The organism is Halorubellus litoreus (assembly GCF_037081675.1).
In the GTDB taxonomy this organism is placed as follows: domain Archaea; phylum Halobacteriota; class Halobacteria; order Halobacteriales; family Natrialbaceae; genus Halorubellus; species Halorubellus litoreus.
In genome coordinates this window covers 1,144,415-1,170,882 of sequence record NZ_JAZAQL010000002.1, presented here as the reverse complement: position 1 = coordinate 1,170,882, position 26,468 = coordinate 1,144,415, and the positions used below count along the sequence as shown (strand labels likewise).

Genomic DNA, 26,468 nt, shown 5'->3' with positions numbered 1-26,468 from the left:
CCGTGTGCCGTCAGCGGTCGAAACCGGTCTCCGCGCGCACGGCCGGCGCGGCCACCACGCCCGAGGGTGCAGTGACCGTCGCGAACCCGGTCGCGGTCGTCGGCGGCGACGCGACGCTCGCAGACGCACCGAGACCGCCAGCCGGCGCGAGATTGCCTGCACCGCTGTTGTTCACGCCGACCGTGTGCACGCTCACCTTCAGGAACGTGATCGGCGGCGGCAGCACGCCGTCGTCGAGCTCCAGCGTCGGCTGGATGTCGGTAAGGGAGGTATCGTAGGTCATGCCCGCGCTCTGCTCGAACTTCGTCGGGCCGGCGACGATCGCGCCCTTCACGGCGGAACTGCCCTTGTAGACGCAGACGTCCCAGCCCTCGCAGTCATCCTCGCTACTGGGGAGCGCGTGGTTGCCTTCGTCGTCTTCGAGAGCCGGTTCGTTCCGCGGGGCGTAGATGGTGCCGACGAATCGCGTGCTCCCGCCCTGAAGGCCGACGAGCATCTCGCTGGTCCCGTACACTTGGAAGTGCTGTGCGCTCGACGCGGAGTGACCCGAGGTCTCATCGCGGTAGTCGCCCGCGAACGCGTTCTTCATCCCGAAGTCACCGGTCGAGTAGATTCGGAACGCGTAGTCGGTGCCGCCGGCGTTCTTGACCTTGATGTCGCCGTCGGTGAGTTCCATGTCGCCGTCGACGACGAGCGTCACGTTCCCACTGGAGAGGTCGACGACGATGTCGTCGCCGCTGTCGCTGAGCGAGAACCCGTTCGGGTCGTAGTACGTGTTCCCGCCGCCGAGCGACGCGCCACCGCTCTCGGGGTTGACGGTGATGACCGAGCCGTCGGATGACACCTCGTCGACCTTCCGGTCGATAGCTTCGTCGAGCTCGTAGAGGTCCGACTCCTTGTTCGGGGTCTTCGTTCCTGAGATGTCGTTACCGGGGTCGTCGATGTCGCCGGTTGCGGCAACGGGACCGTTGATGCCGGGGTCCCCGTTACCCATGGAGATGTCGCCGTCATCGCCACCGGTCGCCATGACGCCGTCCTCGAAGTCGCCGTTCGCGACCGGTTTTCCGAGTTTCACCTTCACCGTCCCCACGTCGCCGGCCGGCGAGTGGTCGACCTCGACGGCGACGTCGTTCGTCTGCGTGCGGAAGTACTGCGCCCAGCCCTGGTAGTACTTGCTCGTGATGTAGAGCGTGACGAGTTTCCCTTCGACGAACCCGACGTTGTTGATCGGGGATTCGGTCTTCATCTTGTTGATGTCGACCTGCCCGGCCTGCACGGATTCGTCGCCGTCGAGCGCGGGTATCGGGAACGTGAGCGAGCCGTTCTGGTACTCGACCGGGGGTCGCGACACCATCCGAGACTCCTCGCCGGTACCGCGCCAGACGCCGCCCGCCTGGTACGCGATGGTCTCACCGCTCTTCTCGTAGACGAGCGACCCGACCTGTTTGTTCACGATCTCGGTGCCGTCGACGACCACGCGGATCTGGCCCGTGTTCTCCTGGCGGAACGCGGCAGTCTGGTCCTGGATGTCGAACTCCATCGACCGGTACTTCTGGCGGCCGAACGCGACGCTGGAGACGTCCTTGTTGAACTGTCGGAACGTGTTCTCGACCTGATTCTCTTGCGCGGTGTCTCTGGTCTGGTCGACGGTCGCGGTCCCGACGACGAACAGCGAGACCGACGCCGCGGCGACGAAACCCATCATTAGGACCACGGCGAGAACGGAGGATGCCCCGTCGTCGTCGTCGCGTATGGTCACCATTCTCCGCTCGTCAGTCGCCACAGCGAGCCACCTCGCGACGACTGACGTCCGTATCCCTGCCCCGAGGGGATCGACGTTTCATTACTCCCCTAGAAAGCGTCCCTTACCAAATGTATGACGTAAAGGTGCGTTGGAACCAAAGAAAAAATAGTGTTCTAGTTGGATAGTACTACGATATCTGGCGTAGAAGGATTTTTGAAATGGCTCTAAAGCCGTTCTCGGCTTTGCTTAGCCTGTGGATATCGCTATTGGAAACTGCGGCCGAAGGATTCAAGGCCTGAATTGTAAAGCAGACGGATAGAAATGGGTGCTTGACGACGACAACGCGTCTTCAATCGGTGCCTGAACGGCAGGAACCGGTCAGTATCCGGTCCACTCGGGGTCCCGGTCCTCGAAGAACGCGTCGATGCCCTCGTCCTTGTCAGCCGACGAGAACAGGAGCGCGAACAGCTCGGCCTCGTACTCGATACCCTGTTCGAGGTCCATGCGCGACCCGGCCTTCACCGCGTCCTTCGCGAGTTCCAGCGCGAGCGGACTCTTCTCGGCCATCCGCCCGGCGAGCTCGTACACGCGCTCGTCCAACGCCTCGGGCTCGCAGACCTCGTCCACGAGTCCGATGTCAGCAGCCTCCTCGGCGTCGACGAGTTCGCCCGAGAGTATCAAGCGCATCGCCTGTCCCTCACCGACGAGCCGCGGGAGCCGCTGGGTGGCACCCCCGCCCGGCATGATGCCGAGGTTGATCTCCGGCTGGCCGAGCTTCGCGTCCGCGCTCGCGATGCGGACGTCACACCCGAGCGCCAGTTCGTTCCCGCCACCGAGACAGTGTCCGTTGATGCGCGCGACGACCGGTTTCTCCAGGTCGTCGACGTACTCGTACACGCGCGGGCGCTTCGACGCCTCGCGCTGCTCGACCGCGTTCCGCTCGCGGAGCTCCGACACGTCCGCGCCCGCGACGAACGCGGACGACTCGTCGGACCCCGTGAGCACGACGACGCGCACGTCGTCGTCGTCCTCGACCGCGTCCAGGACGTCCTTGAGTTCCCGACGGACCTGCGCGTTCAGCGCGTTCCGCTTGTCGGGGCGTTCGAGCGTCACGGTCGCGACGTACTCGGCGTGCTCGCCGACCGACGCCGAGACGAGGTCGCACTCGCTCGCGGTCTCGATTACTCCCATATCGGTCCCTCCTCGTCGTCCCGGTCGCCCTGGCCGACCGCGGCGGCGTCCTCGCTCACGCCCACGATCTCGCCGTCCTCCCAGACGTAGAACCCTTCGCCGGTCTTCTTCCCGAGCTTCCCGGCGCGGACCTTCCGCCGGAGGCTCTGCGGCGGCTTGAAGCGCTCGCCGAGCTCCTCGCGGAGGTGCTCGAGGATGTCCAGGCGGACGTCCAGGCCGACGACGTCACCGAGCTCGATGGGGCCCATCGGGTGGTTGTACCCGAGCTCCATCGCCGTGTCGATGTCGCGCGGGCTCGCGACCCCTTCCTCGACCATCCGCATCGCCTCCACGCCGAGCGTGACGCCGAGCCGCGACGTCGCGAACCCCGCGGAGTCCCGGACGACGACCGCTTCCTTGTCGAGGTCCTCCGCGAAGTCCGTCGCGAACCGCACGGTGCGCTCGCTGGCCTGCTCTGGGACGACGACCTCGACGAGCCCCATGATGTGCACGGGATTGAAGAAGTGCAGGCCGACGGCGCGCGACGGGTCGTCGAGGACGCTCGCTATCTCGGTGACCGAGAGCGAGGACGTGTTCGACGCGACGATGGCGTCGTCGTCGACGACCGCCTCGACGTCCTCGAACGTCGACTGCTTGAGGTCCATGCTCTCGGGAACCGCTTCGACGACGAGGTCCGCGTCCGCCGCCGCGGCGTCGAGGTCGGTGGTCGTCGCGATGCGGTCGAGCGTCGCCTCCTTCTCGTCGGGCGTGACCTTGTCGCGGTCGACGCCACCCTGGAGGTTGTCAGCGATGGCGTCGAGGCCGTCCGCGAGGACGTCCTCGTCGATGTCGCGCATCGCGACGTCGTGGCCGGCCATCGCGCTCACTTGCGCGATGCCGTGACCCATCGTGCCAGCTCCGAGTACGCAGATTCGCATACCAGAACGCGCGACGGCCTGGCAGGTAAGCGTTGCCCGTTCTGGCCGTCTTGCCGGCATCTCCCCGACCCCGGACCGCCAACAGTTACCATCTCTCATCGCGTACGGTGGTGTATGTCTGTGTCGTCGACGGTCGCAGCGTCGGTCGAAGGGGTCGCCAGCAAGCCGTTCCGCGTCCGCGTCGCCGCCGCGGCCGTCGCGGCGAGCGCCGCGAACCTCCTCGTCCTCGCGGTCGCCCTCCTGCTCGAGTTCGCACCGGGATTCCGACCGCTCTCGGTCGCCCCCATCGTCTTCCTGACGGTACTCGGCGTCGTCGGCGCGGGACTGGTGTACGCGTTCCTCGACCAGCGCACCGACGCCGGCGACGACCTGTTCAGGACCGTCGCGCTCGCCGTCCTCGCCGTCTCGTTCGTTCCGGACCTCGCGCTCCTCGTCTTCGACCCGGCCGCGACGGTACTCGGCGTGCTCGCGCTCGTCACGATGCACGTCGTCGTCGCCGCCATCTGTCTCGCGGTCGTCCCCGGAGACGCACCCGACCTTCTCGTCTGAAGCTCTCGGGACGACGACGGTGCCGAGAACGGAGGCGTCGTCGATGCGTTCAGCGCCGCCCGGCGGGTCGGACCTTGAACCCGTACCGCGTGACGCCTTCCTGCGTGTAGATCCGGCGGACGGTCGCGACGATGTCGTCGCCGACGTCGACGGCGCCACCGTCGGCGTCGGTCACCTGCGCGGGCGCGCTCACGGTCCCGTCGCCAGTCGGTGCGTCGAACGCGACCACGACCACGTCGAAGTCACCGTCGCGCTGTTGTTGCTGCGCGAACTCCGGCGGCGCCCCGCCCTGCGAGATCGTCGTCGCCGCCTCGATCCGGCCCGTCCCCGGCAACTGGACGTCCTCGTACGCCGCCATCGCGCCGCAGTCGCCGCACGCACCCTCCGGCGGGAACGCGAACGACCCGCACTCGCCGCACCGCCCCGCGACGAGGCGGTGCCGCTGCGGGAGCGTCCGCCGCCACGACGGCACGCTCACGTACGCACCACCGCCCTCTGGGGGTTCCGGGACGACCTCGTCGCGGAGGCGGAGGTACTCGGCGTACGAGAGCGTGCGCTCGTCGTCGCGCTCCAGGACGAGCGCCGCAGGCACCGCGCCGGTCGTGTCGACGACGAACGCGTCGGCGCCCGCGCCGCTCCCGTATCCCGCGACGAGCACGCGCCCGACGTCCGGGTCGTCGAGCGCTCGCGCGAGCCCCAGGAGCGCGCTCGCCGCGCCGGTATCGCCGAGGTCGTGGACCGTCGCGACACGCTGTATCGCTTCCGTATCCACGCCGAGCGCGCCCGTCGTCCGGTACGGCATCGCGCCGTCTGGCGCCTGCACGGCCGCCGCGTCCACGTCCAGGCCGTCGTCGCCCGCGGCCTCGTCGTCCGCGTCTTCGTCGCTAACTCCGGCGTCGAGGTCGTCGACGGCGCCGGCGAGCGTCTCCGTGAACGTCGCCCGGTCGTAGGACGTGACGCCGAGGCCGTCGACGCGCTCGCTCCCGCGCTCGCGGAACCGCGTTCCCGGACTGGCGCGCGCGTACGTGCCGCGAGCGAGCGCCTTCGCGGGGCCGTCGTTCACGACGAGGAACGCCACCGCACCGGCGCCCGCGGTCTGGTCGCGTTCGCCCGCTGGCTCGCCCTTGGGGCAGTCGCTCGCGACGACGAGCGCCAGTTCGCCGTCGGCGAGGTCGGCGTCGAATCCCGCAGCGAGCGCGCGCGTTCCGGCGCGCGTACTCCCACCGAAGGACTCGTGGCGCGCGGTCTCGGGGACGCCGAGCGTCGACCCGAGCCGGACCGAGACGTCCTCCTCCTCGACGGGCGGCGTTGTGGACGCGAACGCCAGCAGCCCTATCGAACTCGCGTCCGTTCCGTCCGCGTGCAGCGCGTTCGTCGCCGCCTCGTGAGCCATCGTCAGCGCGTCCTCGTCCGCACCCGGCACCGCCTTCTCGCCGACGCCCGACGCCTGCACCGACCCCCACGCCGCCTCCACCTCGCTCGCAGGCAGGCGATTCCGGGGGGCGTACGCACCCACTGCACGGATCCCGTTCGACGCACCCGCGGCCGCACCACCGTCGACGCTCGGCGACTCGTCGCTCATCGCGCGCTCACCTCCGTGGCCCGCTCCAGGACGTGCACGACGGCCGCACCACCACTCCCGCCGACGTTATGCGTCACGCCGCGCGCGGCGTCCGCGACCTGTCGCTCGCCCGCTTCCCCGCGAAGTTGCTTGTACGCCTCCACGACCTGCCCCGCGCCGGTCGCCCCGATGGGATGGCCCTTCGACTTCAAGCCGCCGGAGGAGTTCACGACCACGTCGCCACCGTGGTCGCTCCGGCCGTCCGCCACGAACGCCCCGGCGTCCTCTGGGGCGCAGAACCCGAGGTCCGCGTACGCCATGAGTTCCGCGATGGCGAAGCAGTCGTGGACCTCCGCGAAGTCCAGCGCGTCGGTGACCGCGCCCGCCTCGTCCGCGTCGATGCCAGCGCGGTCGTACGCACGCTCTGCCGCCATCGCCGACGCCGGTACCCCCGCGTACGTGTCCCGCTGGAAGAGCCCGACCGCGTCCGACGCCGCACCGACGCCCGCGACCCGGACCGGGTCCTCGCTGAGTTCGCTCGCGACGTCCTCGCTCGCCACGAGGACTGCGGCCGCGCCGTCCGTCGTCGGACAGCAGTGATAGAGCGTGAGCGGGTCCGCGACGACGGGCGCGTCCCGCGCGTCCTCGAGCGTGCACTCGAACCCGAGCTGCGCGTGGGGATTCAGCGCACCGTGACTGTGGTTCTTCACCGCGACCTCCGATAGCGCGTCGGGGTCCGTACCGTACTCGGCGACGTGCGCGCTCGCCATCTGCGCGTACACGCCAGCGAACGTCGTCCCCGACAATCGCTCCCACTCCGTCTCCCCCGAGACGCCCAGCCAGTACCGCGTCGCGTCACCGGACGCGTCCGTCATCACCTCGTACCCGCCAGCGAGCACGAGGTCCGCCATCCCCGACTTCACGGCTTGCACCGCCTGCCGGACCGCGTAGCCCGACGCCGCGCACGCGTTCTCCACGCGCGTCGTCGGCACGCCGTGCAACCCGACGTGCTCGGTGACCGCCGGTCCCGACAGCCCGATCTGGCGGCCGCCGACGCCGAGCGTCCCGAGAACCGCCTCGTCGACCGCATCCGGGTCGAACTCGCCGTCCACGGACTCGACGGCAGCCTCGTACGCGGTCGCGAACAGCGACCGGTAGCTCTCCTCCGGGAACGAGCCGAAGTCGGACTGGCCCGCACCGACCACGTAAGCATCGCGCATACTCCGACCTGCGTTGGCGGCGCGCATATAATTCAGGGAACCGCTCGCGGCAGCGGTCGGACGACTCCGGGAACCGCTGGCCGAAGAGGAACCTTGACATTATTTCATCCCGTTCGAGAGTGCATGGGGATCGGGTTGCTGCAGTACGAACGATTGGAGGGACGGGTCGTCCTGGGGCTCTGGGTGGTCGGCCTGCTCGCGCTCGCGGTCGTGTTGAGCGCGACGCTGCGCTCCATCGGGAGCGTCCTGTTGCTCGGCGTCGGCCCGCTCGCCGTCGTCAGCGCCGTCCTCGCACAGCTCGCCGGTGTCAGCACCATCTCGCGCTATCGCACGCTCTTCGTCGGGCTCGTCGCCGCGTTCTTCGCCGTCCTCCTCGGCACCCTGTCGCTCGTCACCGGTACTGGCGTCTTCGCGCTCCTCGGGTTCGGCGCGTCCATGCTCGCCGGCGTCGCCGCGGTCGTCGCGTGAATCGAGTGCTAGCGGGTGTCGTCGCGGTCGTCGCGTGAATCGAGTGCTAGCGGGTGTCGTCGCGGTCGTCGCGTGAATCGACTGCTAGCAGGTGTCGTCGCGGTCGTCGCGTGAATCGACTGCTAGCAGGTGTCGTCGCGGCCGTCGCCCGACCCACCACTTTTCACCGAGAACGCGGAAGCACACGGTATGTCAACAGGTTCTTCCCGCGACGACCCGCTCCAGCCGCTTCGAGACGCCACCGGCACCAGTCTCCCCGCCGTCAGCGTCGTCGGCGCGCTCGTCGCGTTCCTCACCGGCTTCGTCCCCGGGTCCCCGCTCCTCGGCGGTGCCGTCGCCGGGTGGCTCCTCCGCGAGAACGGGCGCCGCGGCGCACTCGCTGGCGCACTCGCCGGCTTCCTGTTCTCGCTCCCGACGGTACTCGTCCTCTGGGCGATATTCACCGTCGCGCTCGGCGTGACGCTCCTCGGCGCCATCCCCGCCGCGTTCGGGTTCGTCGTCGTCCTCTTCGGGCTCGCTGGCGTCGCGTACACGCTCGGGCTCGGCGCGCTCGGCGGCTACCTCGGCGTCGTCGCGTACCAGCGCACGCAGGAGCCGTCGACGACCGGCGACAGCTACGGTCAGCGAACGCGCGACGACCAGTTCGACGACACCCAGTTGTAAACTACCCTACCCTACTCGCTCACGGCTTCTTCTCGCGGGCCGAAGGCCCGCTCGAATGGTCCGCGGAACTTCGTTCCGCGCTATCGCCGTTCGCTTCGTTGAGGGTAGGGCTTTCGCGTGGACTCCCGTTCTGGCCGCCGTCAGCGGCAGGCTCGTAATCGCCATTCACGTTCAACGTCCCGCGATTCAAGCGCACGTTTACGGGTGCGCCTCCGCTCGACGACTTTTGCGCCGAGCGGAGCTGCTTCAGACCGATGTTCTTCGCCGCGTTGTAGTCGGCGTTCACTTCGTACCCACACTTCTGGCAACAGAACCGCTCTTGGGTCTGGCGGTTCTCTCGGAGTGTCGTCCCGCACTTCGAACACCGTTGAGAGGTGTACTCGGGATTCACCTCTTCAATCGAGATACCGACTATCTCAGCCTTGTACTCGACGTACTCGAACAGGCGTCGGAACGCCCATGCGTGGAACTGCTTGGCGCGAGGCATCCGCTCACGAATCCCAGTCAGGTTCTCGAACGCTATCACGTCGCAGTCGTGTTCGACGGCTTCCGCGACGAGTTCCTTCGAGACAGTGTGTAAGAAGTGGTCGTAGCGTCCCGTCTCGGTACGTCCGACCGACTGGATGGTTTCGTGGGCAGCCCGCGTGCCACGCTGTTGGAGCGACCCGCGTCGCTTCTCGAACTCGCGGTGCCAGTGGTTCAACTCTGACCCACTCCAGAACTCGCCTGTGGATGTGACGGCGACGTTCTCGATGCCGAGGTCAACGCCGAGGACTGTGCTGTGCTCGTCGTTGCCGTCGTCGGCAGTCTCGAACTCCACGTCCGCCTTTGTTCGGACGTGAAGGTAGAACTCGCCGTCGCGGTAGTGCAGTTCCGCGCCCGTCACTTCGTAGTCGTCGTCGAAGAGATACTCCGAGTGTGGCGTCTCGCGGCTCTCGTCGGGAAGAACGTACTCGGCGGTGATGCGTTCGTCGACGGTCGAGAGCGTCGCGTGGTCGTCGTTGAACGTCGCGCACCGCTTGTCGTAGACGAGCGTCGGGGCTGTGAACCGTGGTTTCCCCGCGTGGTCGCCTTGCTTCCAGCGTGCGACGACGCTCTGGACGGCGTCGGCGGCCTTGTTGCGGGCGTTCTGGACGAGATTCGCTTGGAGCCGCGTCTCGGCTCGCACGTCGTCGTAGGTTTCGCGTTGGAGTTCGGCTTTGCTCGTGGTCTTGTACTCGCCTTGCCAGGCGTGGTCGACGACGTAGTTTGCGGCCCACAGGAACTCGGAGATGGTCTCGTGGAGGCTGGCAGCGTCGCTGTCGGTTACGTCGAGTTTGACCGGAACAGTGCGCCGTACCTCCATCCGTACTTCAGATGTAGACCTATGTTTTTATATTAGTGACGATTCAGTGGGGGAGTCGGCCACCCATCGAGCGTAGGTAGTGTCGTCCCGTGTCGGTTTCCTCTCCGACCTACTCGCTCGCTACGCTCGCTCCTTGAGGTCGGAGGCTCCACCTTGAATTATGCTGAAACGACCGCCCGAGCGTACGCCGAGACGGATACCGACGACCGAACGCACCAAAACAGTGTTCTCAGCCCGTGAGACGCGGGGACTGGTTTACTATCTCCGCCGTCGTAGGAGGTGTATGAACGAGTACTCGACGACCCCGGACGCCGGCCGGTCCCGTAGCGGGTTCGTCAACGCCCTCCTGGGCGCCGTCGTCATGGTCGTCTTCAGCTGGATTCCGTTCGTGCCCGTCGTCGGCGGCGCGCTCTCGGGCTACCTCGAAGCCGGGGAACGCGACGCGACGCGGTCGGTCTCGCGGCGCGGCATCCGCGTCGGCGCGCTCGCCGGCCTGCTCGCCGCGATACCCGCACTCCTCGTCATCGGCCTCGTCGGGTCCCTGTTCACCGTCGGCTGGGTCGGTCTCGTCGCCTCGAGCGGCGGCGGCCCCGGCGTCGCGCTCGGCCTCCCGGTGTTCGCGTGGATCGTCGTCGCGTTCGTCGTCGTCGTCGCCGTCCTCTACCACGTCGTGCTCAGCGCGCTCGGCGGCTGGCTCGGCGCGGAACTCGCCGCGAGAGACGACCGTCGGTTCGACACCACCCCGCGCCCGACCGAGCGAACCGGGTCCCACGACGGCGAACCCGACCACGTCGACGACCACGCCGACGACAAAGGCGACGACGAACGCGACGACGCGTTCGCTCGGGAGCGCGACGACCGAACCGAGTACTGACCCACTCGGACGACCACCATCGTTTTTACTGACACCCTGCGAAGGCCCGGTATGGCTTACAGCTACGAACCCCACTACTTCGAGGACATGGAGGTCGGGAAGACGTTCGAGAGCGCTGGACGCACCGTCACCGAATCGGACTTCGTCTTCCACTCGATGTTCGCCGACGACTGGACGGAACTCCACACGAACGCAGAGTACAGCGAGGACGGCCCGTTCGGCGAACGCATCGGGCACGGTCCGATGACGTTCATCCTCACCACCGGGATGGTCCAGCGCTGCGGGTTCGTCGAACGCACCGTCATCGCGTTCCTCGGCATGAACTACATGGACGTCCCGAACCCCCTCACCATCGGCGACACCATCAACGCCGAGTTCGAGGTGACGGACAAACAGGACTTCGAGAGCCGCGAGGACGCCGGCCTCGTCGTCATCGACGGCACCACGTGGAATCAGGACGACGAGGTCCTCCTCGAGGGCGACATGAAGTTCATGTTCAAGAAGCGTTCCGCGTACGAGGACGACCCTGACTCGCCCTGAGCGTCGATTCCGGCGACGACCCCGACTCGCCCTGAGCGTCGATTCCGGCGACGACCCCGACTCGCCCTGAGCGTCGATTCCGGCGACGACCCCCGCCTCGCGCTACGACCCGTTGGACGGGAACCGAACCGTCTGGTTTTTTGTCACTCTGTCGTCGTGTGTGCGATATGTCGATTGAAGTAGCTCTCATCGCGTTCGTCCTCGGTGGGTTCGCGACCACGTGGGGGTACAAGCGTCGGGCCTACCATCAGGCCATCGCGGGGACGCCGACGTCGCGAATCCTCGACGTCGACGAACCCGGACTCGTCGAGGTAAAGGGCGAGGTCGTCGAGGCAGCGGACGGGAACTCGAAACTCCAGGCACCACTTTCCGGAACGGCCTGCGTCGCCGCCGGCTGGGAGGTCGAGGAGTGGGACGAGACCGGCGACAACAGCGATTGGCGGACCATCGCCGAAGGCTACGACTCCGTGCCGTTCCGCGTCGACGACGGAAGTGCAGAGATACGCGTCGAACCCGGTGCCGACGCCGATTCGAGCAGTTGGACGTCGAACGTCTCGCTGGGTGACCTCGACCACAGCGTCTCCGTCGACGGGAAGACGCTCGACTTCCAGACGCTCGGCGTCCGCCATCAGGTCGCACCCGACGACCCGAAGCCCGCGCGCGTCGAGGAGTTCGAGCTTCGCGCACCCGGTATCGACGAGCAGACGGGGTCGATGTTCAACGCGATCGACTTCGGGAACGCGCACGGCGAACGCAAGTACAGCGAAGGCGTCGTCGAGCCCGGTGATAGCGTGTACCTCCTCGGGACGGTCGAACCGACGGACGGGGACGCGCACCCCGACCGACGGCTGCGGCCCGAGGACGCGGTCGTGACGCCCGCCGGCGACGACGAGTTCATCCTGTCGACGCGCAGCGAGGACGAGTTACTGAGCAAAGCCCGGTACGGACTCCCCGCGATGGTGGTCGGTGCGATGGTGATGGCCGCGAGCGTGCTCTACGCGGTCGGCCTCTGATCGTTCGCTCCTGGAAGCAGGGTTACAGCGAGTGCGAAGCGTTTTGCGTCCGCGCCGGGGAGTACGGCGCATGGACGTTCGGTCGTACCTCTCGTCGACGCGATTCGTCGTCGTCGTCACCGCTATCGCGGTCGCCATCCCAACCGGCTACTTCGTCACCGACCTCGTCGGGAACGAGTCACTGGGGTTCCTGACGATGTTCGTTCTCGGGGTGTCGGTGCCGCGGACGTACTCGCGGTCGTGGCCGGAGCACGACGCGCGCTGGCACGGCGTCGCGTGGGCCGTCGGCGCGTGTGCGGCCGCGCTCGTCGTCGTCCTCGTCGCGCACGTCGCGACGAGCACCGTCCTCGACGAGTTCTGGGCTGCCGTGGGCGCGTTCCTCGTCGTCGAACTCTTGCTCTCGGCTGCCTCGCGCTCGCTCGAATCGGCCGAGGCCGGAACTGGCGGCGAGGAAGATCCCTCGTCCACGGACGTCGAGGGCTCCGACTGACCGGTTCCGGGAATCCCGAACGGCGTCACTGGCTCACCCCGGCGAAACGAGTTATCTGACCGGCAGGACTTTGTACGGCTGCGTGAGTTCTGGAACGATATGGCGTACACGCTCTGGCTTCGGCTCGCCATCGCGGGCGTCGGCGTCCTCGCCGTCGCGTGGGCGCTCCGCCGCCGCGCGATGTTCTCGCTCATCAGAGGCACGCCGGTCGTGGACGCGGCCGACGCCCAGCCGGGCGACCGGGTCGCGGTCTCCGGCACCGTCGAACTGGTCGACGACGACGCGGTCGTCCGCCCGGAGTTCCAGGACGACGACGCCGTCGTCGCGGCCTGGCGAACCGAGGAGTTCCGCACGCACCGCCAGCACACCGATAGTCCGACGGACGTCGTCGACGACGGGCAGACGTTCAGCCAGAACTGGGAGGAGGTCTCCACGGGGTATCGCTCCACGCCGTTCTACGTTCGCGACGACACGGGACGTGTGCTCGTCGACGCGGGCGCGAACGTCAGGAACGAACCCGCTGGCGTCGCGGCCACCGGAACGCTCGGGAACAGCGTCACGGACGGCGAGACGGTCGTGTCGTTCTCGTCGTTCGAGGCGCACACGCCGAAGTCGTTCGACGTCACCGCCGCCGAGGCCGCCGGTGCGAGCGGCCAACAGGAGAGCATCGAGGTCCCGTTCTCGCCCGGCGCCGAGGACGGCGAGCGCGAGCACGAGGAGGCGACGCTCGAACCCGGCGACGACGTCTTCGTGCTCGGCGAGGTGACCCGGACGGCTGTGGACGTCGACACCGACGCCCGCAGCGAGCGAACGGTCGTCGCTCGCGACTCCGGGCCGTTCGTGCTCTCGGACCGCGGCCGCACCGAACTCCTCGTTCACTCCGGGTTCGCGTTCCCCGCGGCGGTCGTCGGCGTTGCACTCGTCGCGTTCGCCGCGCTCGCGTTCTGACCGCGACGGGCCGTCCTCGGCCGCGCTCGCGTCGGTACTGCCGACCCGACCGCAACCGGAACGACCTTGTGTCCAGGCGGACAGGAGTGAAACCAAGTATGGCCGTGCCTATGCCCGTCGCTGGCCTGGCCGTCGTCCTCGGTGCGCTCGTCGCGGGGTACGGATGGCGGTCCGGGGTCACGGCCCGAGCCCTGTCGAACACGCCGGTGTCGGACGTCGAGGCGCTCACCGAACCCGGGCCCGTCGCCCTGCACGGCGTCGCACGCAAACCCGACTTCACCGGGAACCGCGCCCCGTTCTCCGCGCGGAGCTACCTCGTCGCCGGGTGGACGGTCGAGGAGTGGCGAGAGAGCGACAGCGGCAGTCGGTGGTCGACGCTCGCTACCGGCCACGAGGCCGTGCCGTTCGTCCTCGAGGACGACACCGGAACCGTCGCCATCGACTTCTCGGAGGACGCGGACGTCACCGTGGACCCGGACCGGATGCGGGAACGACACGAGGTCGCGCCCGACGACTCGCCGCCGCGAGCCGTGAAGGTCTTCGAGACGAAGACCGACGGCATCCCCGAACAGCGAGGGTCGAACCTGAACGTGCTCGATACCGAGCGGAGGGACGGCACGCGCCGGTACAGCGAGGGCCTCGTCACGCCCGACGAGGAGGTGTACGTCCTCGGCACCGCCGAGCGCCGCGACGGCGACCTCGTCGTCACCGGAGACGGCCCCGCGGTCGTTTCCACGGCCGCCCCCGAAGCCGTCGACGCGGGCGGCGGACCCTGGCGGCTCTACGTCCTGCTGGGCGTGGCTCTCGTCGTCGCGGGACTCTCGGCGATTCCGGCGAACTGGTTCCTCGTCGGCTGAGTCCAACGGCAACGCGGGCGTCGTCGCCGACGCGTCGGCGTTGCGGACGTGTCGGCGTCGCGCTCGTCGCGTTCGCCGCGCTCGCGTTCTGACCGCGACCCGTCGCGGGTCCAGCGATGGGTACGTTTTTGCGAGTGGCAGTACCAGGCCAACGTATGAGTCTCCCGGACGTGCTCGCGGACGAACCGCGGGCTATCGACACGCACGCCCACCAGCCGACCGAGGAGTTCCTGTTCACCGCCGGCGGCGAGATGATGCAGGACGCCGCGGAGCGCTTCGGGAAGGAGATGGTGCCGAACGACTACGAGCAGATGCGCGAGGAGTACGAGCGCGCCGGTATCGCGAAAGCGGTCCTGCTCGGGTGGGACGCGGAGACGAACACCGGGAATCCGCCGGTCCCGAACGACTACGTCGCCGAGGTTCGGGACGAGCACGACGACTTCTTCGTCGGGTTCGGGAGCGTCGACCCCCTGAAGGACGACTGCGTCGAGGAAGCCATCCGCTGCGTCGAGGACCTCGACCTCTCCGGGTTCAAGTTCCAGCAGATCGCGCAGGGGTTCGACCCGAGCGACCCCGAGCACGAGGACCTCTGGAACACCATCGAGGACCTCGGCGTGCCCTGCGTCTTCCACGGCGGGAACTCGACGCTCGGCGCGTGCGCGCCCGGTGGCCGTGGCCTGAAGATCAAGTACGGGAACCCGATGCTGCTCGACGACGTCGCCGCCGACCACCCCGACCTCCAGATGCTCATCGCGCACCCCGCGTTCCCCTGGGAGAAGGAGCAACTCGCCATCTGCCAGCAGAAGGGCAACGTCTACATGGACCTCTCCGGGTGGATGCCGAAGTACATCGACGACCAGGTCCTGCACTACGCGAAGACCGTCCTCAAGGACAAGGTGATGTTCGGCACCGACTACCCGATGCTCGACCCCCAGAAGTGGATGGAGCAGTTCGCGAACCTCGAGTACAGCGAGGAGGTCCAGCGAAAGCTCCTCTGGGAGAACGCCGAGGAGTTCCTCGGGCTCTGAGGCACGCGTCACTGTTTCGGGAAGCGTCACGAATATGCAGAGAGGGGGCGTCGGGCGACGATTCGCTCGGCTCGGAATTCCGGTAACTATTGAATCAACCCGGGATTATTGAACGCCCCTGAACGTAATCATCGTTGATGCACAAGCCGCTACTGGTCACGGACTTCCTCGACCGAGCCCGCCGGCACTACGCCGACGAGACGGCCGTCGTCGCGACGACGGGCGACCGCTACACGTACCGCGAACTCGGCGCGCGCGCCGACGCGTTCTCCGCGTTCCTCCAGACCGAAGGGGTCGCGAAGGGCGACCGCGTCGCCGTCCTCGACCCGAACACGCACTACCAGCTCGAAGCCGCGTACGGAATCATGCAGCTCGGCGCCGTCCACACGCCCCTGAACTACCGGCTCACGCCCGACGACTACGCGTACATCCTCGAGGACGCCGGCGTCGACGTCGTCTACGCGGACCACGAGTACGCCGAGAAGATACAGGCCGTCCGCGACGACGTCCCCACCGAGTTGTTCGTGACGGACGACCCGGACGCCGTCGACGGCGACTGGCGCGACGTCGAGACCGAACTCGACGCACGCCTCGACGCCGACGGTGCCGGCGCCGACTACGAGCGCCCGGAGATGGCCGAGGACGACGTCGTCACCATCAACTACACCTCGGGCACCACGGGCGACCCGAAGGGCGTCTGCCGCACGCACCGGGCGGAGACCCTCCACTCGTACCTCGTCACCGCCCACCAGGAGATATCGGACGACGACGTCTACCTGTGGACGCTCCCGATGTTCCACGTCAACGGCTGGGGGCACATCTACTCCATCACGGGCAACGGCGCGACGCACGTCTGCACGCGCGGCGTCGACGCCGCCGACGTCTTCGACGCCATCCAGACCGAGGACGTCTCGTACCTCTGCGCGGCCCCCACGGTCCTGAACATGCTCATGGACTACTACGACCAGCACGACGGCGACGTCGCGACGACGGGCGCGAACCCCGTGCGCGCCGCGACCGCGGGCGCCGCCCCGCCGGAGTCCACGCTCCGCACCGTCGAGGGCGAGTTCGGGTGGACGCTCATGCACGTCTACGGCGCGACCGAGACCGGGCCGCTCATCACGACCTCGCACGCGCCGCGGCACTTCGCGGACAAGTCCGACGACGAGCGGTTCGGCCTCATGAAACGCCAGGGCATCGGGTACCTCGGAACCGAAGTCCGCGTCGTCGACGAGGACGGCGAGGACGTCCCGCGGGACGGGTCGACCATCGGCGAGATCGTCGTCCGCGGGAACCAGGTGATGGAGAAGTACTGGAACAAGCCAGAGGCGACCGAGGAGGCGTTCAGCGAACGCCGCGAGGGCTACTACCACATGGGCGACCTGGCGACGTGGGACGAGAACGGGTTCGTCGCCATCCAGGACCGCAAGAAGGACATCATCATCTCCGGCGGCGAGAACATCTCCACCATCGAACTCGAGGACGTCCTCTACGAGCACCCCGAGGTGTCCAAGGCCGCGGTCATCCCCGCGCCGAGCGACCGGTGGGGTGAGACGCCGAAGGCGTTCGTGGTGCTCGCTCCGGACGCGAGCGTGGACGCGGACGGCCTGAAGGACTTCGTCGCCGACCGCGTCGCGAGCTTCAAACGGATCACGCGCGTCGAGTTCGTCGAGGAACTCCCCGAGACCGCGACCGGGAAGGTCCAGAAGTACGAGCTCCGGCAGCGGGAGTGGGACGGCGAGGAGTCGATGGTCGGCCAGGGCTGACGCGCTCGCGAGCGCCTCGTCCTCCTCGCCGACGACGGCGTCGTCGCCGACCGGCCGTGGACGCGGGGAAGTCGACCGCCTTTTCTCCGTGCGCTCGCTACCGGGAGCGTGATGGGAGTCGTCGCCACCGGGTCGATACACGGCCATTCGTACGTTCGCGTCCAGGGTGGCGGCGACGCCGACGGCGTCCTCGTCGTCGTCCCCGGGTTGAACGACCCATTGAAGCGCGTCGGCGATGCCCGCTGGTTCGCGGGACTCATGGCGCTCTATCTGCGTCGATACCGGGACGCCCGCACGGTCTACATGTTGTCGCGACCGCCGGGACTCGCCGGTGCGCGAACGACCCGCGAGATGGCCGGGCACTACGCGACGGCGCTCGACGCGCTCGCGACCGCGGAGGGCGTCGAGCGCGTCGACCTCCTGGGGCTGTCGCTCGGCGGGTTCGTCGTCCAGCACCTCGCCGCGGACCGCCCGGACCGCGTCGACCGCGCGATACTCGGCCTCGCCGGCACCGAGCTGTCGACCGCGGGCGAGACCAGGCTCCAGCGCTGGCGTGCACTCGCCAGAGGGGAACGCTGGGGGCCGATCTACCGGGACGCGTACGGACTCGTCGCCACCGGATTGCGCGCGAAACTCCTCCAGGCGGGGAGCGCGGGCTACGACCTGCTCGCGACTCCCAGGCATCCGAGCGACTTCACGGCGTCCGTCGACGCCAGTCTCGCGCACGACGGCCGGGACGCCCTCCACGACGTGCCCGTCCCGACGCTCGTCGTCGGCGGCACCGACGACCCGTTCTTCGACGAGCGCGGGTTCCGCGACGCCACCCGCCGCCTCCCGGACGGCCGGCTCGCGCTCCTCGACGGCGTCGGGCACGACGCGGTCATCGAACACCCCGAAGCGTTCGACGGCGCGATCCGTCGGTTCCTCACCGCGGACGCGTAGATACCCCGTCGTTCAGTCCCACTCGGGGTCGCGGCCCTCGAGGAACGCGTCCACGCCCTCCTCGTGCTCGTCCATCATGTACGCTTGCACCTGCATGTGGTTCTCGTAGTCCAGGGCCTTCCGCCAGTCGTTGTCGAGGTTCTCGTGGATCGCTTGCTTCGTCATCCCGACGGTCCGCGTCGGCCGTCGGCCGAGCTTCCCGCAGATGGCGTCGACCGCCTCGTCGAGGTCCTCGGGGTCGACCGCCTCGTTCACGAGGTCGATGCGTTCGGCCTCCTCGCCGTCGAAGAACTCGCCGGTCATCGTCAGTCGCTTCGCGGTCCGGAGCCCGAGGAGCTTCGGGAGCGTGAACGTCGCGCCCGTGTCCGGGATGAGACCGATGCGGATGAACGCACACGAGAACGTCGCGTCCGGGACGGTGTACGCGAAGTCCGCGGCCGCGACGATGGCCAGGCCCGCACCGACGCAGTCGCCGTTCACCTTCGCCACCACCGGCACCTGCGACTGCATGATCGTCGCCGCCGCGCGGTTGAACGAGTCCGCGACGCGCTCGTAGGCCTCGTGGGGGCCCTCTTCGCGTTGCTTCATCGCCTGGATGTCCCCGCCCGCGGAGAACGCCGGGTCGTCGCCCGTGATGACGACCGCGTCGTGCTCCTCGACGGACGCCTCGTCGACCGCGTCCGCGAGTTCCTCCGCCACCTCGATGTCCATCGCGTTCATCATCCCCGGTCGGTCGAACGTTATCGTCCGCACGCCGTCTTCGTCTGCTACTCGCATACCTCGTTGAACTCTCCATTGGTGCTTAATTGTTCGGGGGTCACCACGGGAGTCACCGTCCCGACGACCGGCGCCCGGACCACGCCGGTAGCCTTCGAGGAAGACCGCGACCACCCCCGAGGGCTCGTTCGGTACGACTCGACGAACCGACGGGGTGCTCTCACCGGATTCGGCCGTACCGGATGGAAACCCTCAAAACCTTCCCGAGCGCACGGCTATCCGACATGGCAACACGGGCGCCTCGGGCCGGAGACGCGGCCGCCATCGGACAGGTCGCGCTCATCGGACTCTTCGTCACGGCACTCGCGACCGCACAGCTCACCGCAAGCAAACTCCTCATGTTCGGCCTCCCGCTCTCGCTCCCCGTCACCGGCGCCGCCATCATCCTCCCGGGTGCGGCGCTCGCGTACGCCCTCACGTTCTTCGCGAGCGACTGCTACGCCGAACTCTACGGCCGCAAGGCGGCGACCGTGATGGTGAACGTCGGGTTCGCGATGAACTTCGTCGTCCTCCTGCTGGTCTGGTCGACGATCAACGCGCCGGCGCTCCCCGACCAGCCCATCGACCCGTCGACGTTCGCGACCGTCCTCGGCGCGAGCACGAACATCGTCCTCGGGTCGCTGCTCGCGTACGTCGTCAGCCAGAACTGGGACGTCTACGTCTTCCACCGCATCCGCGATTACACCGACGGCGAGAAGCTCTGGCTCCGCAACATCGGGTCGACCGCCACGAGCCAGTTCCTCGACACCGTCATCTTCGTGACGGTGGCGTTCGCCATCGCGCCCGCCGTCCTCGGCACCGGCGGGGCCACACCGACGAACGTCATCCTCTCGCTCATCGTCGGCCAGTACGTCTTCAAGCTCCTCGTCGCACTCGTCGACACGCCGTTCGTCTACGCGGTCGTCGCGCTCGTCGAGGCATACGGCGACGGCAGCACGCAGGCCGAACCCGCGACGCGATAGACCAGCGGCCGTCCACCACTCGGTACGTCAGTCACCGCGCCGACCCACCACGTTTTATCTCGCCGCCGGCCGGAGGGCCGGTATGGACATCGAAGCGTTCTTCGAGGAGATGCCGTTCGCCGACCTGCTCGGCGTGGACGTGACCGAAGCAGCGGACGGCCACGCCGAAGGATACCTGGAGATGCGCGAGGACCTGTCGTGGAACGCCGACCGCCTGATGGCCCACGGCGGCGTGACGTTCACGCTCGCCGACACCGTCGGCGGCGCCGCGCTCGTCTCTGAAGTCGACCAGCCCGTCCCCACCATCGACATGCGCATCGACTACCTCGACGCCGGCACCGGCGACCTGCGCGCGGAAGCGGACGTCGTCCGCGTCGGCGGCGACGTCGGCACCGTCGACGTCGAAGTCTTCGCCGTCGAGGACGACACCCTCGTCGCCGACGCCCGCGGCGTCTACAAGACTGGATAACGGAACCGGCGGCCTGGAGGCCGCCGGATGCTCGCCTATCCGCAGCGTCTACAAGACTGGATAACGGAACCGGCGGCCTGGAGGCCGCCGGATGCTCGCCTATCCGCAGCGTCTACAAGACTGGATAACGACCGGTATCGGTTCGCCGTCGCTCGAACGGTGACGGCGCCCCTCGACCCACCGAACCACGGCGAACGACGAGCACCGTCGGCGATGACCGCCCTTGTGCCCATCACACTAAAGAACGCGCAGCGACGTTTCCATCTATACTCGTCGCCATGGCCTGGCAGTTCACGCCGTACGTCATCCCGACCGCCGTCTCCGCGACGCTCTCGTTCGCGCTGTTCGCGTACATCGTCACGATCCGTCGACGGAAACTCGATCTGCTGGTCGTCCGCGCGTTCGTCCTCCTGACGCTCTCCATCGCGGCGTGGGGGTTCGGTGACGTCCTCCAGCTCAGCGCGACGACGCTCGCCGCGAAGCGAGCGTTCCTCGCCGTCCAGTACGTCGGTGCTGCCGGCGGCACCCTCGGGTTGCTCGCGTTCGCGCTCGCGTACACCGACAACGACCGCTGGGTGAACCGGTGGACGTTCGGTCCGCTCGTCGTCGAAGCCATCGCCATCTTCGCGTTACTCCTAACGAGCCCGCGGTACCACCAGCTCTACGTCGTCGCCGTCGACACCCAGACCATCGCGGGCGTCGTTCAACTCGAACGGTCGCTCGGACCGGCCGCTCGCGCACACGTGCTCGTCTCCTACCTCGTCATCGTGACGTCCATCAGCCTCCTCGTTCGCAAGGCGATCCGGTCGGAGAGTCTCTTCCGCGCGCAATCGCTCGCCGTCGTCGTCGGCGTCACCCTCCCGTTCCTCATGAACGTCGTCTGGTTCCTCGGACAAGGACCGCAGAACAACGTCGACCTCACCGTCGTCGGGTTCGGGTTCGCCGTCTTCCCGCTCTGGTACGCGGTCTCCCGGCACGACCTGCTGCGTATCTCGCCGGTCGCTCGCGACACCGTCATCGAGGACATGCAGGACGCGGTCGTCGTCGTCGACGACACCGACCACATCGTCGACGCGAACCCCGCGGTCGCCACGCTCGGCACGCCGGACGTCTCCGAACTCGTGGGGAAGAACGCGACGAACGCGTTCCCGTTCCTCGAACCCGCCGTCTCCCCCGCCGTGAAGACGCCGGACGAGGTGACCGTCGACGCGGGCGAGGACACGAAGCACTTCGACGTGAACGTGCAGTCGCTCTCGGACGCCGACCACGGGACGCGGCTCGTCCTCCTCCGCGACGTCACCGAGCGTCGTCGCGTCGAGGAACGCTACCAGCGGCTCATCGAGAACTCCTCGGACATGATAACCGTCCTCGCCGCGGACGGCACAATCAAGTACGACAGCCCCGCCATCGAGTCCCTCCTCGGGTACGACCAGGACGAGTGGGTCGGACGCGAGGGCCGGGAGCGATTGCATCCCGACGACCGCGACCGCATCGTCGCCGAGTTCCGCAACGGCGTCGACGACCCGGGGTACGAGACGCGCGTCGAGTACCGCATCCGGCACGCCGACGGCTCGTATCGCGTGTTCGAGACGTTCGCGTCGAACCTCGTCCACGACCCGGTCGTCGACGGCGTCGTCCTGAACTCGCGGGACGTCACCGAGCGCAACCGCCGGGAGCGCGAACTCGAACGCACGAACGAGCGCCTGGACGAGTTCGCGAGCGTCGTCAGTCACGACCTCCGGAATCCGCTGACTGTCGGGAACGGCTACCTCGAGATGGCGCGCGACGGCGACCTCGACGCGCTCGACGAGGTCGCGGCCGCGCACGAACGCATGGAGCGGATCATCGACGACGCGCTCGCGTTGGCTCGGGAAGGCGATTCCGTCGAAGGCGTGACGACGGTGTCGCTCGATTCGGTCGTCGAGGACGCCTGGGATTCGGTCGCGACCGCCGAGGCGACGCTCGACGCCAGCACGGGCGCGACCATCGAAGCCGACCGGTCGCGGCTCCAGCGACTCCTCGAGAACCTGTTCCGGAACGCCGTGGAGCACGGCGGTCGCGACGTCTCGGTGACCGTCGACGTCGAGTACGAAGACGACGGCGACGCTTCGGACACGCCCGAGGACCGGGCGGTCGTCGCGTTCGCCGTGGGTGACGACGGCGACGGCATCCCGCCGGCCGAACGCGACTCGGTGTTCGAATCCGGCGTCACGTCCCGACAGGACGGGACCGGGTTCGGGCTCGCGATCGTCGAGACCATCGCGAACGCGCACGACTGGTCGGTGGCTGTCACCGAGAGCGACGCCGGCGGCGCGCGCTTCGTCGTCGCCGTCGCCGGCGAGCGGGACCGCGCGGCGTCGGGCGCGCCGAGCGACGTGACCGGGGAAAAGGCGGACGACTGAACTCTCCGGGAGCGGCCGCGAGTTCACCCGAACAGCTGGTCGAAGACCGCGGCCTGCCCGCGGCGGAGGCGTTCGAGGAACGCGGACTTGCTGACGCCGAGCGCGTCGGCGACCTCGCCCGCGTCCACGCGCCGCGGGACCTCGAAGTACCCGAGGTCGTACGCGGTCCGCATCGCCTCCTCCTGTGCGGTCGTGAACGGCCAGCGTTCCGCGACCGCCTGGTCGTCCTCTGAGCCGAGCGGGTAGATGCGCTGGAGCGTCACGCCGACGGTCTCGCCCGCGGCCGCCATCACCCCCTCGAGGACGTCCCGGCCGACGACCGCGCCCGTGTAACGCTCCTCGCCCTCGTCGTACCGCAGCGACTCCACCATGAACCCCGCGTCGGTGAGTCGCTGGACGACGCACGGGTGCTTCGAGAGACACCGGAAGTTGACGCGCTCGTCGACGCGCGCCGCGTGCAGATACCGGAGGCGGTCGTCGGTGTCGAGGACGTCCGCGAGCGCGTCCGCATCGCTCGCGCTCGCCGAGCACTGCAGGAGCACGTTCCCGTCCTGGCGTAACTGCGGCGGGTTCGCGTCCACGGTGGTCTCCGTCTCGCGCGTGGCGGCGGCGAGCGGGCAGTCGTCGCCGGTGACGCGGAACTCGACGACGAGACACTCCTCTATCACGCGACCATCACGACAGCCACTACCACCCACGGGTACTTAAGGCCCGTACATGTGGTGGTGTACTCGTTTGTCGCTGGACGTGCTACGTGATGATGAACCATTATGGACATCGAGGAGGTCAAACGTCGAGCGGGCCCGCGCGAGTTCAGCCCCAAAGACGACCTGCCAGAGGAGTACCGGAAAGCCGCGACCCGCATGATCCAGTTCCACGCGAACTCCGAGATCATGGGCGCGTACCTCGAACGCCCCTTCATCCGCGAAGCCCCCAGCCTCGACCGCAAGCTCGCGTGCAGCGCGAAGGTCCAGGACGAGATCGGGCACGGCCAACTCCTCTACCGAGCGGCCGAGTCCCTCGGCCTGAAGACGCGCGACGAGATGCTCGACGAGCTCGCCAACGGCGAAGGGAAGTTCCTGAACTGCTTCCACTACCCGATGGACGACTGGGTCGAGACGCCGATGATCGCGTTCTTCGTCGACGGCGCCGCGATGCGACGCCAGGCGACGCTCAAGCGCACGAGCTGGGAGCCGTACGCCCACGCGATGGACAAGGTCTGCTTCGAGGAGGGCTTCCACGTCAAGCACGGCGAAGCCATCCTCCACGAGCTCATGACGGGCTCGAAGAAGGAGCAGGAGATGACCCAGGAGGCCTTCGAGGAGTGGTGGCCGCGCATCATCCAGTTCTTCGGGCCGACGAACGACAAGTCCACGCACCACGGGTTCGCGAGCGAGGTCGGCCTCAAGCAGATGGGGAACGACGAGCTCCGGAACGCGTTCCTGAACGCGTACATCCCGAAGGCGAAGAAGTACGGCCTCGAGATCCCCGACGAGCCGCGTATCCGCGAGAACGACGACGGCACGTACGAGGTCGTCGAGGAGGACCTGGACTGGGACGAGTTCTTCACCATCGCGAAGAACGACTACGACGGCAGCCACCAGCAGATAAACGGCCGGCAGGCCGCACAGGAGGCCGTCGACTGGGTCCGCGAGGTCCTCGACGAGCACGAGGCTCGCGAGTTCGGTGGCACGCAACAGCAGGCGGCTGATTAAGACCATGATCTGGGAAGTATTCCGCCAGGAGAACGCTGGCGACTACCACGAGCACTGCGGGAACGTGCACGCGCCCGACCGACAGATGGCGCTCATGTTCGCGGAGGTCCAGCACGCACGACGGAAGCCGACGAACAGCCTGTGGGTCGCGCCGAAGGACGAGATCGGCGAGGTCGACACGGAGGACGCGAAGTTCGGCGGGACGACCGACAAGTCCTACCGGTGGGCGTCCACGTACGACTTCGAGGCGGCGGCGTCGGAGGTCGCGGAGTCCACCGACGAGCAGGTCGAAGCGGAGCGCCGTCGGAAGGTCCAGCAGGAGAAGCAGGAAGCGCAAGGTGGTGACTGATGGCGGTCAAAGAGTCACTGCCGGCGCCCGACGAGTTGAGTGACGAGCAACAGGAGGCCGTCGAGCACCTCCTCTATCGGCTCGCGGACGACGAGTTCGTGATCGCGGAGCGGTACACGGAGTGGCAGGTGCGGTCCCCGACGCTGGAGTCGGACCTGGCGCTGTCGAACATCGCGCAGGACGAACTCGGGCACGCCCGCCTCTGGTACGACCTCCTCGAGGACTTCGGGTACACGGAGAGCGAGCTCGTCTGGGAGCGCGACCCCGGCGAGTGGCGTCACAGTACGCTCGTCGAGCAGCCGTTCGCGGAGGGCGACTGGGCGGACGCCATCGTCCGGTCGTACCTCTACGACCAGGCGGAGTACATCCGCCTGGAGGCGCTCGAGGAGTCGTCGTACCCGCGCATCCGCGACCGCGTCCCGAAGATCGTTCAGGAGGAGGACTATCACCGCGAGCACGCCGAGAACTGGATGAGTCGACTCGCGGAGGAGAAACAGGGATTGGAGCGACTCCAGGAGGCGTTCGACCGGTTGTTCCCGTACGCGCTCACGTTGTTCGCGCCGACGGACGAGGAAGTCGAGGACCGCATCGACGACCTCGGCCTGCGGACGGAACCGCTCGACGTCATGCGCGAGGAGTGGCTGGACGTCGTCGTCCCGTTCTTCCAGGACCTCGGCGTGAACGTGGACGACGCGGAACTCCCCGAGCAGTACGATGTCCACCACAGCGAGTTCGAACTCCCCGAGCACGTCGGCCGCGACCAGTCCCACACGGACGCGTGGTTCGACCTCCAGGAGGAGTTCACGCACACGTACCGGAAGCTCGATCGCCACGAGGCGAACCGCATCATGAAGGACCCCGACGAGGCCTGACGTCTCGTCATCAACTGAGAGAGATACCACACGATGGATAGTGACGTACCCTACGACCCAAGCGACGTCCCGACGGACGTCGACGCATCACCAGACGACTGCGACGAGCCCGCTGCGACGGCGTGCGCGTACACCGAGTACGAGTACGTCGACGCGCCGACCACCGAGGAGCTCCCGGCGACGGGCGCCGACGCCGACGGCGTCGAGCGCGCGGTCTGGGACGAGCTCTACGACATCGAGGACCCCGAGATGCCCGTGAGCATCGTCGACCTCGGCCTGCTGTACGGCGTCACCGTGGAGGACGGCCACGCGGAGGTCGACATGACGTTGACGTACTCGGGGTGTCCGGCTCGCGAGATGCTGATGAGCGAGGTCGAGGAGCGCGTCGCGAGCGTCGACGGCGTCGACGACGTGAATCTCCGCCTCGTGTGGAACCCGCCGTGGGGCCTCGAGATGGTGACCGAACAGGGCAAGGCCGACCTGAACGACTTCGGCCTGAGCGTCTAGCATGAGTCGACGACTCGACCCCTCAGTCCAGACGAGCGGCGACATGGAGGGCGCGGAGTGCCCGTACTGCGGGTCGACGGAGACCGAACGCGAACACCCGAAAGGCCCGTCGCTGTGCCGCTCCATGCACTACTGCAACAGCTGCGAGCAACCGTTCGAGAAGTTCGAATAACTGACCGCGCGAGCATACGGCGTCCGCGAGGACGCCGTTTCTGCGTGAACTGACCGCGCGAGCATACGGCGTCCGCGAGGACGCCGTTTCTGCGTGAACTGACCGCGCGAGCATACGGCGTCCGCGA

At 67.9% G+C, this 26,468-nt stretch carries 28 protein-coding genes; 20 read left to right on the top strand and 8 right to left on the bottom strand.

Annotated elements, in window-relative coordinates; all coding sequences use genetic code 11:
- Positions 1 to 10: 10 nt before the first annotated feature.
- The 3 genes from VYJ16_RS13290 to VYJ16_RS13280 form a co-directional block, all read right to left on the bottom strand.
- Positions 11 to 1,762, bottom strand: a complete 1,752-nt coding sequence (locus VYJ16_RS13290) for a DUF7289 family protein (RefSeq protein ID WP_418934294.1) — start codon at positions 1,760 to 1,762, stop codon at positions 11 to 13.
- A gap of 360 nt (positions 1,763 to 2,122) precedes the next feature.
- Entirely contained in the window at positions 2,123 to 2,935 is an 813-nt protein-coding gene (locus VYJ16_RS13285; RefSeq protein ID WP_336350789.1) for an enoyl-CoA hydratase/isomerase family protein, read from the bottom strand.
- Positions 2,926 to 3,852 carry a 3-hydroxyacyl-CoA dehydrogenase family protein gene (locus VYJ16_RS13280; protein ID WP_336350788.1) on the bottom strand — a complete coding sequence of 309 codons (927 nt, stop codon included), beginning with the start codon at positions 3,850 to 3,852 and terminating at the stop codon, positions 2,926 to 2,928. The genes VYJ16_RS13285 and VYJ16_RS13280 overlap by 10 nt, the downstream gene beginning before the upstream one ends.
- 114 nt (positions 3,853 to 3,966) lie before the next feature.
- Here VYJ16_RS13280 and VYJ16_RS13275 point away from each other — a divergent pair, with 114 nt between their 5' ends.
- A complete protein-coding gene (locus VYJ16_RS13275; protein ID WP_336350787.1) occupies positions 3,967 to 4,401 on the top strand; it encodes a DUF6069 family protein in 435 nt (144 codons plus the stop codon).
- A 49-nt stretch (positions 4,402 to 4,450) separates the two neighbouring features.
- Here the strand turns inward: VYJ16_RS13275 and VYJ16_RS13270 are convergent, their stop codons facing one another.
- A complete protein-coding gene (locus VYJ16_RS13270) occupies positions 4,451 to 5,983 on the bottom strand; it encodes a zinc ribbon domain-containing protein (protein ID WP_336350786.1) in 1,533 nt (510 codons plus the stop codon).
- Positions 5,980 to 7,182 carry a thiolase C-terminal domain-containing protein gene (locus VYJ16_RS13265; protein WP_336350785.1) on the bottom strand — a complete coding sequence of 401 codons (1,203 nt, stop codon included), beginning with the start codon at positions 7,180 to 7,182 and terminating at the stop codon, positions 5,980 to 5,982. Before VYJ16_RS13265 ends, VYJ16_RS13270 begins: the two co-directional genes overlap by 4 nt.
- A gap of 123 nt (positions 7,183 to 7,305) precedes the next feature.
- On the opposite strand from VYJ16_RS13265, the gene VYJ16_RS13260 reads away from it, so the two are divergent.
- Together VYJ16_RS13260 and VYJ16_RS13255 are read left to right on the top strand one after the other, a co-directional pair.
- Positions 7,306 to 7,650 (top strand): hypothetical protein, encoded by a 345-nt coding sequence (locus tag VYJ16_RS13260; protein ID WP_336350784.1) that lies wholly within the window; start codon positions 7,306 to 7,308, stop codon positions 7,648 to 7,650.
- Positions 7,651 to 7,839: 189 nt separating this feature from the next.
- Complete coding sequence (locus VYJ16_RS13255) at positions 7,840 to 8,313, top strand: DUF5518 domain-containing protein (protein ID WP_336350783.1); 474 nt, start codon at positions 7,840 to 7,842, stop codon at positions 8,311 to 8,313.
- A 19-nt stretch (positions 8,314 to 8,332) separates the two neighbouring features.
- Here the strand turns inward: VYJ16_RS13255 and VYJ16_RS13250 are convergent, their stop codons facing one another.
- Positions 8,333 to 9,658, bottom strand: coding sequence for an RNA-guided endonuclease InsQ/TnpB family protein (locus VYJ16_RS13250; protein WP_336350782.1), 1,326 nt, complete (start codon positions 9,656 to 9,658; stop codon positions 8,333 to 8,335).
- 283 nt (positions 9,659 to 9,941) lie between these two features.
- Here VYJ16_RS13250 and VYJ16_RS13245 point away from each other — a divergent pair, with 283 nt between their 5' ends.
- From VYJ16_RS13245 to VYJ16_RS13205, 9 genes are all read left to right on the top strand, one after another.
- Positions 9,942 to 10,532, top strand: coding sequence for a DUF5518 domain-containing protein (locus VYJ16_RS13245; RefSeq protein WP_336350781.1), 591 nt, complete (start codon positions 9,942 to 9,944; stop codon positions 10,530 to 10,532).
- 51 nt (positions 10,533 to 10,583) lie between these two features.
- On the top strand, positions 10,584 to 11,072 hold the full coding sequence (locus tag VYJ16_RS13240) for a MaoC/PaaZ C-terminal domain-containing protein (protein ID WP_336350780.1): 489 nt from the start codon (positions 10,584 to 10,586) through the stop codon (positions 11,070 to 11,072).
- A 167-nt stretch (positions 11,073 to 11,239) separates the two neighbouring features.
- Positions 11,240 to 12,085: a hypothetical protein gene (locus VYJ16_RS13235; protein WP_336350779.1), complete on the top strand. Its 846-nt coding sequence runs from the start codon at positions 11,240 to 11,242 to the stop codon at positions 12,083 to 12,085.
- Between the two features lie 70 nt (positions 12,086 to 12,155).
- Complete coding sequence (locus VYJ16_RS13230; RefSeq protein WP_336350778.1) at positions 12,156 to 12,575, top strand: hypothetical protein; 420 nt, start codon at positions 12,156 to 12,158, stop codon at positions 12,573 to 12,575.
- A 99-nt stretch (positions 12,576 to 12,674) separates the two neighbouring features.
- Positions 12,675 to 13,523: a GIDE domain-containing protein gene (locus tag VYJ16_RS13225; protein ID WP_336350777.1), complete on the top strand. Its 849-nt coding sequence runs from the start codon at positions 12,675 to 12,677 to the stop codon at positions 13,521 to 13,523.
- 98 nt (positions 13,524 to 13,621) lie between these two features.
- Positions 13,622 to 14,380, top strand: coding sequence for a GIDE domain-containing protein (locus tag VYJ16_RS13220; RefSeq protein WP_336350776.1), 759 nt, complete (start codon positions 13,622 to 13,624; stop codon positions 14,378 to 14,380).
- A 155-nt stretch (positions 14,381 to 14,535) separates the two neighbouring features.
- A complete protein-coding gene (locus tag VYJ16_RS13215; RefSeq protein ID WP_336350775.1) occupies positions 14,536 to 15,408 on the top strand; it encodes an amidohydrolase family protein in 873 nt (290 codons plus the stop codon).
- A 137-nt stretch (positions 15,409 to 15,545) separates the two neighbouring features.
- Positions 15,546 to 17,174 (top strand): long-chain-fatty-acid--CoA ligase, encoded by a 1,629-nt coding sequence (locus tag VYJ16_RS13210; RefSeq protein ID WP_336350774.1) that lies wholly within the window; start codon positions 15,546 to 15,548, stop codon positions 17,172 to 17,174.
- A 111-nt stretch (positions 17,175 to 17,285) separates the two neighbouring features.
- The gene (locus VYJ16_RS13205) at positions 17,286 to 18,116 is read left to right on the top strand and encodes an alpha/beta fold hydrolase (RefSeq protein WP_336350773.1); all 831 of its coding nucleotides are present in this window, start codon (positions 17,286 to 17,288) and stop codon (positions 18,114 to 18,116) included.
- A gap of 12 nt (positions 18,117 to 18,128) precedes the next feature.
- Here the strand turns inward: VYJ16_RS13205 and VYJ16_RS13200 are convergent, their stop codons facing one another.
- Positions 18,129 to 18,893 (bottom strand): enoyl-CoA hydratase/isomerase family protein, encoded by a 765-nt coding sequence (locus VYJ16_RS13200; RefSeq protein WP_336350772.1) that lies wholly within the window; start codon positions 18,891 to 18,893, stop codon positions 18,129 to 18,131.
- A 224-nt stretch (positions 18,894 to 19,117) separates the two neighbouring features.
- Between VYJ16_RS13200 and VYJ16_RS13195 the strand changes: the two genes are divergently transcribed.
- The 3 genes from VYJ16_RS13195 (at position 19,118) to VYJ16_RS13185 (ending at position 22,726) form a co-directional block, all read left to right on the top strand.
- On the top strand, positions 19,118 to 19,855 hold the full coding sequence (locus tag VYJ16_RS13195) for a queuosine precursor transporter (protein WP_336350771.1): 738 nt from the start codon (positions 19,118 to 19,120) through the stop codon (positions 19,853 to 19,855).
- 82 nt (positions 19,856 to 19,937) lie between these two features.
- Positions 19,938 to 20,324, top strand: a complete 387-nt coding sequence (locus VYJ16_RS13190; protein ID WP_336350770.1) for a PaaI family thioesterase — start codon at positions 19,938 to 19,940, stop codon at positions 20,322 to 20,324.
- A 278-nt stretch (positions 20,325 to 20,602) separates the two neighbouring features.
- Positions 20,603 to 22,726: a sensor histidine kinase gene (locus VYJ16_RS13185; protein ID WP_336350769.1), complete on the top strand. Its 2,124-nt coding sequence runs from the start codon at positions 20,603 to 20,605 to the stop codon at positions 22,724 to 22,726.
- Between the two features lie 23 nt (positions 22,727 to 22,749).
- On the opposite strand, the gene VYJ16_RS13180 is transcribed toward VYJ16_RS13185, so the two are convergent.
- Positions 22,750 to 23,394 carry a helix-turn-helix domain-containing protein gene (locus VYJ16_RS13180; RefSeq protein ID WP_336350768.1) on the bottom strand — a complete coding sequence of 215 codons (645 nt, stop codon included), beginning with the start codon at positions 23,392 to 23,394 and terminating at the stop codon, positions 22,750 to 22,752.
- 102 nt (positions 23,395 to 23,496) lie between these two features.
- Here VYJ16_RS13180 and paaA point away from each other — a divergent pair, with 102 nt between their 5' ends.
- Genes paaA through paaE form a run of 5 tightly spaced genes read left to right on the top strand, consistent with a single transcriptional unit; the run spans position 23,497 to position 26,341 of the window.
- Positions 23,497 to 24,441 (top strand): 1,2-phenylacetyl-CoA epoxidase subunit PaaA, encoded by a 945-nt coding sequence (gene paaA / locus VYJ16_RS13175; RefSeq protein ID WP_336350767.1) that lies wholly within the window; start codon positions 23,497 to 23,499, stop codon positions 24,439 to 24,441.
- 4 nt (positions 24,442 to 24,445) lie between these two features.
- Entirely contained in the window at positions 24,446 to 24,790 is a 345-nt protein-coding gene (gene paaB / locus VYJ16_RS13170; protein WP_336350766.1) for a 1,2-phenylacetyl-CoA epoxidase subunit PaaB, read from the top strand.
- The gene (gene paaC / locus VYJ16_RS13165) at positions 24,790 to 25,662 is read left to right on the top strand and encodes a 1,2-phenylacetyl-CoA epoxidase subunit PaaC (RefSeq protein WP_336350765.1); all 873 of its coding nucleotides are present in this window, start codon (positions 24,790 to 24,792) and stop codon (positions 25,660 to 25,662) included. The genes paaB and paaC overlap by 1 nt, the downstream gene beginning before the upstream one ends.
- A gap of 33 nt (positions 25,663 to 25,695) precedes the next feature.
- Positions 25,696 to 26,169: a 1,2-phenylacetyl-CoA epoxidase subunit PaaD gene (gene paaD, locus VYJ16_RS13160; RefSeq protein ID WP_336350764.1), complete on the top strand. Its 474-nt coding sequence runs from the start codon at positions 25,696 to 25,698 to the stop codon at positions 26,167 to 26,169.
- A gap of 1 nt (position 26,170) precedes the next feature.
- Entirely contained in the window at positions 26,171 to 26,341 is a 171-nt protein-coding gene (paaE, locus tag VYJ16_RS13155) for a 1,2-phenylacetyl-CoA epoxidase subunit PaaE (protein ID WP_227130773.1), read from the top strand.
- Positions 26,342 to 26,468 lie beyond the last annotated feature (127 nt).

What these genes read in the sequence shown, in the direction of transcription:
- VYJ16_RS13290 (WP_418934294.1), bottom strand. Translation starts at nt 1,762, where the DNA reads ATGGTGACCATACGCGACGACGACGACGGGGCATCCTCCGTTCTCGCC.
- VYJ16_RS13285 (WP_336350789.1), bottom strand. Translation starts at nt 2,935, where the DNA reads ATGGGAGTAATCGAGACCGCGAGCGAGTGCGACCTCGTCTCGGCGTCG.
- VYJ16_RS13280 (WP_336350788.1), bottom strand. Translation starts at nt 3,852, where the DNA reads ATGCGAATCTGCGTACTCGGAGCTGGCACGATGGGTCACGGCATCGCG.
- VYJ16_RS13275 (WP_336350787.1), top strand. Translation starts at nt 3,967, where the DNA reads ATGTCTGTGTCGTCGACGGTCGCAGCGTCGGTCGAAGGGGTCGCCAGC.
- VYJ16_RS13270 (WP_336350786.1), bottom strand. Translation starts at nt 5,983, where the DNA reads ATGAGCGACGAGTCGCCGAGCGTCGACGGTGGTGCGGCCGCGGGTGCG.
- VYJ16_RS13265 (WP_336350785.1), bottom strand. Translation starts at nt 7,182, where the DNA reads ATGCGCGATGCTTACGTGGTCGGTGCGGGCCAGTCCGACTTCGGCTCG.
- VYJ16_RS13260 (WP_336350784.1), top strand. Translation starts at nt 7,306, where the DNA reads ATGGGGATCGGGTTGCTGCAGTACGAACGATTGGAGGGACGGGTCGTC.
- VYJ16_RS13255 (WP_336350783.1), top strand. Translation starts at nt 7,840, where the DNA reads ATGTCAACAGGTTCTTCCCGCGACGACCCGCTCCAGCCGCTTCGAGAC.
- VYJ16_RS13250 (WP_336350782.1), bottom strand. Translation starts at nt 9,658, where the DNA reads ATGGAGGTACGGCGCACTGTTCCGGTCAAACTCGACGTAACCGACAGC.
- VYJ16_RS13245 (WP_336350781.1), top strand. Translation starts at nt 9,942, where the DNA reads ATGAACGAGTACTCGACGACCCCGGACGCCGGCCGGTCCCGTAGCGGG.
- VYJ16_RS13240 (WP_336350780.1), top strand. Translation starts at nt 10,584, where the DNA reads ATGGCTTACAGCTACGAACCCCACTACTTCGAGGACATGGAGGTCGGG.
- VYJ16_RS13235 (WP_336350779.1), top strand. Translation starts at nt 11,240, where the DNA reads ATGTCGATTGAAGTAGCTCTCATCGCGTTCGTCCTCGGTGGGTTCGCG.
- VYJ16_RS13230 (WP_336350778.1), top strand. Translation starts at nt 12,156, where the DNA reads ATGGACGTTCGGTCGTACCTCTCGTCGACGCGATTCGTCGTCGTCGTC.
- VYJ16_RS13225 (WP_336350777.1), top strand. Translation starts at nt 12,675, where the DNA reads ATGGCGTACACGCTCTGGCTTCGGCTCGCCATCGCGGGCGTCGGCGTC.
- VYJ16_RS13220 (WP_336350776.1), top strand. Translation starts at nt 13,622, where the DNA reads ATGGCCGTGCCTATGCCCGTCGCTGGCCTGGCCGTCGTCCTCGGTGCG.
- VYJ16_RS13215 (WP_336350775.1), top strand. Translation starts at nt 14,536, where the DNA reads ATGAGTCTCCCGGACGTGCTCGCGGACGAACCGCGGGCTATCGACACG.
- VYJ16_RS13210 (WP_336350774.1), top strand. Translation starts at nt 15,546, where the DNA reads ATGCACAAGCCGCTACTGGTCACGGACTTCCTCGACCGAGCCCGCCGG.
- VYJ16_RS13205 (WP_336350773.1), top strand. Translation starts at nt 17,286, where the DNA reads ATGGGAGTCGTCGCCACCGGGTCGATACACGGCCATTCGTACGTTCGC.
- VYJ16_RS13200 (WP_336350772.1), bottom strand. Translation starts at nt 18,893, where the DNA reads ATGCGAGTAGCAGACGAAGACGGCGTGCGGACGATAACGTTCGACCGA.
- VYJ16_RS13195 (WP_336350771.1), top strand. Translation starts at nt 19,118, where the DNA reads ATGGCAACACGGGCGCCTCGGGCCGGAGACGCGGCCGCCATCGGACAG.
- VYJ16_RS13190 (WP_336350770.1), top strand. Translation starts at nt 19,938, where the DNA reads ATGGACATCGAAGCGTTCTTCGAGGAGATGCCGTTCGCCGACCTGCTC.
- VYJ16_RS13185 (WP_336350769.1), top strand. Translation starts at nt 20,603, where the DNA reads ATGGCCTGGCAGTTCACGCCGTACGTCATCCCGACCGCCGTCTCCGCG.
- paaA (WP_336350767.1), top strand. Translation starts at nt 23,497, where the DNA reads ATGGACATCGAGGAGGTCAAACGTCGAGCGGGCCCGCGCGAGTTCAGC.
- paaB (WP_336350766.1), top strand. Translation starts at nt 24,446, where the DNA reads ATGATCTGGGAAGTATTCCGCCAGGAGAACGCTGGCGACTACCACGAG.
- paaC (WP_336350765.1), top strand. Translation starts at nt 24,790, where the DNA reads ATGGCGGTCAAAGAGTCACTGCCGGCGCCCGACGAGTTGAGTGACGAG.
- paaD (WP_336350764.1), top strand. Translation starts at nt 25,696, where the DNA reads ATGGATAGTGACGTACCCTACGACCCAAGCGACGTCCCGACGGACGTC.
- paaE (WP_227130773.1), top strand. Translation starts at nt 26,171, where the DNA reads ATGAGTCGACGACTCGACCCCTCAGTCCAGACGAGCGGCGACATGGAG.